Here is a 6,432-nt window from a genome sequence, read left to right on the forward strand (position 1 = left end):
GGGCCGTCTGGAGTTGGGCCGCGGCCACCCCGAGTCGGGCCTGGGCCATCTGAATTGCGCCTGGGCCAACCGGAGTCGAGCCAAGCCACTCGGAGTTGGGCCGTAGCCGGCGACATGACTCGGGTCGCGGCCGAGGTGTCAGCCCTCCAGCATTCTCCCGAGCACCGCGCGCTGTACCGGCAACATCTCGCCGTGCAGCGTGCGTCCCTTCGCCGTGAGCGCCACACGCACACCCCGCCGGTCCTCCGCGCACATCGCCCGGTCGACGAGGCCGTCCTTCTCCAGACGGGCGATGAGCCGCGACAGCGCGCTCTGACTCAGATGGACCCGCTCGGAGATCTCCTGCACGCGACAGGAACACGAGCCCTGCGCCTCCGCCTCGGAGAGGAGGTCGAGCACCTCGAAGTCACTGGCGCACAGACCATGGGGATGCAGGGCACGGTCGAGCTCGCACTGGATGCGCGCGTGCAGCCCCAGGATGTCGCGCCACTGGTCCACGAGCGCCCGCTCGGCCCTTTCCACAGCCGCCATGGCCGCACCGTAGCAAAGATCCGCGATCGATGCATCCGAATTAAATGCGCTTGCATTGAATGCAAGTGCATGTAGCCTCTGGTGCATGACCTCTCCGCTCACCACCCCCTTGTCCGAACGCTGGACTCCCCGGCTGTGGGGCACCCTGCTGGTGCTCTGCGCCGCGATGTTCCTGGACGCTCTCGACGTCTCCATGGTCGGCGTCGCGCTGCCGTCCATCGGCTCCGACCTCCACCTGACGACGTCGACCCTGCAATGGGTCGTCAGCGGCTACATCCTGGGATACGGCGGGCTGCTCCTCCTCGGCGGACGCACCGCGGACCTGCTCGGCCGCCGTCAGGTCTTCCTGGTGGCGCTGGGAATCTTCGCGCTCGCCTCAGTGCTCGGCGGACTCGTGGACTCCGGTCCGCTGCTGATCGCCAGCCGGTTCATCAAGGGTCTGAGCGCCGCGTTCACCGCGCCCGCCGGACTGTCCATCATCACCACGACGTTCGCCGAGGGCCCGCTGCGCAACCGCGCCCTGTCGATCTACACCACCTGCGCGGCCACCGGCTTCTCGATGGGCCTGGTGCTGTCCGGTCTGCTCACCGAGGCCAGCTGGCGCCTCACCATGCTGCTGCCGGCGCCGATCGCCCTCATCGCCCTGCTCGCGGGCCTGAAGCTGCTGCCGCGCAGCGAACGGGAGAAGGACCACAACGGCTACGACATCCCCGGCGCCGTCCTCGGCACCGCTTCGATGCTGCTGCTCGTCTTCACCGTCGTCCAGGCGCCGCAGGCCGGCTGGGCGTCCGCCCGGACGCTGCTGTCCTTCCTCGCCGTGGCCGTGCTCCTCGCCGTCTTCGTCCGTGTCGAGCGGCGCTCGGCCGGCCCGCTGATCCGCCTCGGAGTGCTCCGCTCCGGCAACCAGATCCGTGCCCAGCTCGGGGCGATGGCGTTCTTCGGCTCCTACGTCGGCTTCCAGTTCCTGGCCACGCTCTATATGCAGTCCCTGCTCGGCTGGTCCGCGCTGCACACGGCGCTCGCCTTCCTGCCGGCCGGCGCGCTGGTGGCCGTGTCCTCGACGAAGGTGGGCGCGATCGTGGACCGCTTCGGCACCGCCCGGCTGATCGCGGTGGGCTTCACGCTGATGGCCGTCGGATACGGGCTGTTCCTGCGCGTCAGCCTGAACCCCTCCTACGCCGCGGCCATCCTGCCGAGCATGCTGCTGATCGGCGCGGCCTGCGCCCTGGTCTTCCCCTCGCTCAACATCCAGGCGACCAACGGTGTCGAGGACCACGAGCAGGGCATGGTCTCCGGTCTGCTCAACACCTCGGTCCAGGTGGGCGGCGCGATCTTCCTGGCGGTGGTGACGGCGGTGGTGACCGCACACGCGCCCGCGCACGCCTCACCGCAGGCGGTCCTGGACAGCTACCGGCCCGGCCTGGTCGTGGTCACCGGTATCGCGCTGGTGGGGCTCCTGCTCACGCTCACCGGACTGCGCACGCGCCGGGTCCAGAGGTCCCTCGTGGTCGCGAGGTCCCTTCCTCAGGAGGCGGACGCGGAGCCGGTCGCGGTCCGCGACTGAGGAGGACGCCTCCACGCGTGCGCCCGGCGGGCTTCCTTGCCCGGCTGGGCGCACGCCTGTTTGACTCGGCGCATGGCGAAGCCGTGGAGACGTTCACTCCGTGCCCGCGCCCGGCGCAGTCAGGCCGAACGCGACGCGATCACCGTCGAGATCGGATACGCCCTGTTGAGCGCGACCGTCGCGGCTGCGCTCGCGTTGGGGGCCGTGGCGGGGCCGGCGTTCGCCTTCGGCCTCTCGGGGGCACGCGGATTGCGTTCGTCGCCGCCGGGGTGGCGGTGGCCGCCCTGATCTTCGTCGCACGTGTCGTCGCCGTACTGTTCCGCTTCGGGCTCGGTACCGGGACTCAGCCCAGCCAGCCCGGCCGTACCAGCCCCGACTCATAGGCCAGGACGACGAGTTGGGCCCGGTCGCGGGCGCCCAGCTTCACCATGGTGCGACTGACGTGGGTCTTGGCCGTGAGCGGGCTCACCACCAGGCGGCGGGCGATCTCGTCGTTGGACAGGCCGATGCCGACCAGGGCCATCACCTCGCGTTCCCGCTCGGTGAGTGCGGCGAGCGAGGCGGCGGCCGAGGGCTCCTTGGAACGCGCCGCGAACTCCGAGATGAGCCGCCGGGTCACACTGGGCGAGAGCAGGGCGTCGCCCTGGACCACCGCCCGTACCGCGCGCAGGAGTTCTTCCGGCTCGGTGTCCTTGACGAGAAAGCCGGAAGCGCCCGCGCGGATCGCCTCGAAGACGTATTCGTCCAGTTCGAAGGTGGTGAGCATGACCACCTTCACGCCCTCGAGTTCCCGGTCCTCACCGATATGGCGGGCCGCGGCCAGCCCGTCGAGCAGGGGCATCCGGATGTCCATCAGCACCACGTCTGGCCGCAGCTCGCGCACCAGGCGCAACGCCTGCTCGCCGTCGGCGGCCTCCCCGGCCACCTCAATGTCCGGCTGGGCGTCGAGCAGCGCCTTGAACCCCGCCCGGACGAGCGACTGGTCGTCGGCGAGCAGTACCCGGATCACACGTCCTCCTTGCGCTCGATCAACTCGTGGGACGACGCCTTCCGCGGCAGGACCGCGAGCACGCTGAAACCACCGTCGGCGCGCGGGCCGGCCTCGATGGTGCCGCCGAGGGCGGTGGCACGCTCGCGCATCCCCGCCAGGCCGTTGCCGCTGCCGCCCGCGTCGGCGCCGGTCGCCGGCCCGTCGTCGTCGATACGAAGGCGCAGCGCCCCCTCGGCATTGTCGACGTGCACACGCGCCTGCCGCGACCTCGAGTGCCGTACGACGTTGGTGAGCGCTTCCTGCACGATGCGGAACGCGGCAAGGTCCGTTGCCGGCGCGAGCTTCGGCGCGCCGCCTTCGACTGTGACCGTGAGACCGGCGCTCGCGGCCTGCTCGACGAGTTCCGGCAGCCGGTCGAGCCCGGGCGCGGGGGTGCGCGGCGCCTCGCCGGGCGTGCGCAGGGTGTCGAGCACCTGCCGTACCTCTCCGAGCGCCTCCTTACTGGCGGCCTTGATCGTGGTGAGCGCCGTACGCGCCTGCTCCGGGTCCGAGTCGAGGAGTGCGAGGCCCACACCCGCCTGGACATTGATCACGGAGATGCTGTGGGCGAGCACGTCATGGAGTTCGCGGGCGATCCGCAGCCGCTCCTCGTCCGCGCGCCGGCGCGCGGCCTGCGCCCGTTCGGCCCGCTCACGCGCCCACTGCTCGCGCCGCACCCGCACCAGTTCCGCCACGGCGACGATCGCCGCCACCCAGGCGGCGATGACCAGCTCCCCTCCCCAGGAAGTCGCCGAATCCCCGGCCGGTGGCAGCCATCGGTACAACCAGTGCGACACCAGGACGTGCCCGGCCCAGAACATCCCGACGGCCGCCCACGCGGCCTTGCGGCGCCCGGCGACCAGCGCGCTGAAACAGCCGACGGCGACAGTCAGGAAGACCGGACCGTACGGGTAGCCGGCACCCAGGTAGACCGTGGCGGCCGCGGCGGTCACGAACGCCACCGGCACCGGATACCGCTGCCGCCACAGCAGCGCCCCCGAAGCCACGAGCAGAAGGATGTAGGCCAAGGCGTCGAGGTGAGCGCGGTCGCTCTTCTGGTTGACGGACGCCACGTGCGTACCGAAGACCACGAAGACGGTGAACAACAGCGTGGACCGCCAGGGCAGATGAGAGGAGCGGGACGCATTGCTCCACCACGGCGGTCCGTGCCACCGCCACGGGACGTCTGCGCGCTGCTCCTCCATGGGGTTCACGCTAGACGTCCCCGGCCGGAAGCGGCGTCGGCCCGGCGAGGTGATCACGCGTACTCCCCTGGGAGTACGTCCGCCGCCGTTCTCAGTGCTCGGCGGCCAGGGCGTCGGCCTCGGCGGCGAACAGCAGGGCGGGATCGAACCCCATGCCGGTGAAGTGGCCGGCGAGCTCCAGTGACAGCACCCCGTGCAGACGGGTCCAGAAGGACAGCGCCCGGTGCAGGACCGCGGGAGGCGCCGGATGGCCCTCGGCCCACTGCCGGTGGTCGGCGAGATGGGCATCGAACGGGTCGGCGGCCGAGGTCCTGGTCCATGTCGCCGCGCACACCTCGAGCAAGGCAGCCATGATCTCGCGGGCGATCGAGGTGATGTCGTCGGGCGCGTGGTAACCGGGGACGGGCGTGCCGTAGATCAGGAAGTACCGCTGAGGGTCCTCGAGCGCCCAGCCACGCATCGCGTGCGCGAGACCGGTCAGGCCGGAGCCCGAATCGGCTGCGGCGCGGATCGTGTCGGCCAGGCCGCGGTAGGCGTCACGGATCAGTTCGGTGATCAGCTCGTCCCGGCCGGCGAAGTACCGGTAGAGCGCCGGGCCGCTCATGCCCATCTCCTTGGCGATGGCGTTGAGGGAGAGCCCGGACGCTCCCGCGGTGGCGATCTGCTGCCACGCCCGCGCCTTGATCTCCTCGCGTACCTGACTGCGGTACCGCTCACGGGGACTTGCCGCGCCTGCCGCCATCACCTCAACGCTCCTCTACGACCGGGTTGTTCCAAGGTATCACCTTCGTAAGAGCCACTAACAGCGAACCTCGCGAGCGCTTGACACTGGCGCGAGAGTGCGTCATTTTCGTTATAAGCTCTAACGCTAGCGAGAGTTGATAAGCAGACAAGCCGGCTCACCCACCGAGCCACACGAAGTCACCAAGCGGAGGTCGTCATGGGAAGCAAGGAACTCGTCGAGGTCGTCCTGCCGGGAACGGTCGAGCCCGAGGGGCTTCAGTTCCGGCGCCGGGCCGTTCCGGACCCGGGTGCCGGCCAGATCGTGGTCCGGGTGGAGGCCACCGGGGTCTCCTTCGCCGAGCAGCAGATGCGCCGCGGCCGGTACTACGACCAGCCGCCCTTCCCGTTCGTGCCCGGGTACGACCTCGTGGGGACGGTGCTCGCGGCCGGTACGGGGGTTGGGCCGGGACTCGTCGGGAAGCGGGTGGCGGCGCTGGTCAAGGTCGGAGGCTGGGCCAGCCATGTGCTCCTGGACGCGGCCGACGCGGTGGAGGTGCCCGTCGGTGTCGGCGCGGCGGAGGCAGAGACCCTGGTGGTCAACGGCATCACCGCATGGCAGATGCTGCACCGCAAGGCCCGCGTCAGCACCGGCGGGACAGTCCTGGTCCATGGCGCGAACGGCGGTGTCGGCACCGCCCTCGTACAGCTCGCCCAGGCGGCGGGCCTGACGGTGATCGGTACCGCGTCCGCACGCCACCACGACGCGCTGAGGGAGATGGGAGTGATTCCCGTCGACTACCGCACCGAGGACGTTCCCGCCCGGGTCCGCGCGCTGGCTCCGGGCGGAGTGGACGCGGTCTTCGACCACGTCGGGGGCCGAAGCGTGATCGACTCATGGCGGCTGCTCGCCCCCGGCGGCACGCTGGTCTCCTACGGCAGTGCCGCGACCAGGGACGACACGGGCTCGAAGCAGTGGCCGGTACTGAAGATCCTGGGCCGGGTGTGGTGGTGGAACGCGCTGCCCAACGGCCGCCACGCGTATTTCTTCAACGTCTGGGCGGGCCGCGCCCTCAGCAAGGACCGCTTCCGGGCACGGCTGCGCGACGACCTCACCGCGGTGTTCGGTGCCCTTCAGCGCGGTGAGGTCACCGCCCGGATCGCCGCCCAGCTCCCGCTCACCGACGTCGCCGAGGCCATGCGGCTGGCCGAGTCCGGCACGGTCGCCGGAAAGGTCGTCCTGATCCCCGCCTCTTCGTAGATCAGCCTGGGTCCACTCAAAAAAAATGGCTCTCCTGTCGCTTCCGTGGGTCGCTGACCAGGGCTGATGCAGAGAACACGCCGTACCCGGGATACGTTTCGACTGCTGAAGGTACGAAACG

6 protein-coding genes and 1 pseudogene are annotated in these 6,432 nt (G+C 70.4%); 3 read left to right on the plus strand and 4 right to left on the minus strand.

What is annotated here, in order from left to right; translation table 11 throughout:
- Window positions 1-138 precede the first annotated feature (138 nt).
- On the minus strand, window positions 139-531 hold the full coding sequence (locus ABZ904_RS23705; protein ID WP_359396530.1) for a MarR family transcriptional regulator: 393 nt from the start codon (window positions 529-531) through the stop codon (window positions 139-141).
- An 85-nt stretch (window positions 532-616) separates the two neighbouring features.
- Between ABZ904_RS23705 and ABZ904_RS23710 the strand changes: the two genes are divergently transcribed.
- A complete protein-coding gene (locus tag ABZ904_RS23710) occupies window positions 617-2,095 on the plus strand; it encodes an MFS transporter (protein ID WP_359396532.1) in 1,479 nt (492 codons plus the stop codon).
- Window positions 2,096-2,167: 72 nt separating this feature from the next.
- Window positions 2,168-2,478 (plus strand): annotated as a pseudogene (locus tag ABZ904_RS23715) (DUF6332 family protein).
- Here the strand turns inward: ABZ904_RS23715 and ABZ904_RS23720 are convergent.
- From ABZ904_RS23720 to ABZ904_RS23730, 3 genes are all read right to left on the minus strand, one after another.
- Window positions 2,439-3,104 carry a response regulator transcription factor gene (locus ABZ904_RS23720; protein WP_359396534.1) on the minus strand — a complete coding sequence of 222 codons (666 nt, stop codon included), beginning with the start codon at window positions 3,102-3,104 and terminating at the stop codon, window positions 2,439-2,441. The pseudogene ABZ904_RS23715 and the gene ABZ904_RS23720 overlap by 40 nt on opposite strands.
- Window positions 3,101-4,330 (minus strand): sensor histidine kinase, encoded by a 1,230-nt coding sequence (locus tag ABZ904_RS23725; RefSeq protein WP_360993950.1) that lies wholly within the window; start codon window positions 4,328-4,330, stop codon window positions 3,101-3,103. Before ABZ904_RS23725 ends, ABZ904_RS23720 begins: the two co-directional genes overlap by 4 nt.
- A 91-nt stretch (window positions 4,331-4,421) precedes the next feature.
- Window positions 4,422-5,072, minus strand: a complete 651-nt coding sequence (locus ABZ904_RS23730; protein ID WP_359396538.1) for a TetR/AcrR family transcriptional regulator — start codon at window positions 5,070-5,072, stop codon at window positions 4,422-4,424.
- 198 nt (window positions 5,073-5,270) lie between these two features.
- Here ABZ904_RS23730 and ABZ904_RS23735 point away from each other — a divergent pair, with 198 nt between their 5' ends.
- Window positions 5,271-6,311, plus strand: coding sequence for a medium chain dehydrogenase/reductase family protein (locus ABZ904_RS23735; protein WP_359396541.1), 1,041 nt, complete (start codon window positions 5,271-5,273; stop codon window positions 6,309-6,311).
- Window positions 6,312-6,432 lie beyond the last annotated feature (121 nt).

It is taken from the genome of Streptomyces sp. NPDC046900 (genome assembly GCF_040644975.1).
GTDB lineage: Bacteria > Actinomycetota > Actinomycetes > Streptomycetales > Streptomycetaceae > Streptomyces.

What these genes read in the sequence shown, in the direction of transcription:
- ABZ904_RS23705 (WP_359396530.1), bottom strand. Translation starts at nt 531, where the DNA reads ATGGCGGCTGTGGAAAGGGCCGAGCGGGCGCTCGTGGACCAGTGGCGC.
- ABZ904_RS23710 (WP_359396532.1), top strand. Translation starts at nt 617, where the DNA reads ATGACCTCTCCGCTCACCACCCCCTTGTCCGAACGCTGGACTCCCCGG.
- ABZ904_RS23725 (WP_360993950.1), bottom strand. Translation starts at nt 4,330, where the DNA reads ATGGAGGAGCAGCGCGCAGACGTCCCGTGGCGGTGGCACGGACCGCCG.
- ABZ904_RS23730 (WP_359396538.1), bottom strand. Translation starts at nt 5,072, where the DNA reads ATGGCGGCAGGCGCGGCAAGTCCCCGTGAGCGGTACCGCAGTCAGGTA.
- ABZ904_RS23735 (WP_359396541.1), top strand. Translation starts at nt 5,271, where the DNA reads ATGGGAAGCAAGGAACTCGTCGAGGTCGTCCTGCCGGGAACGGTCGAG.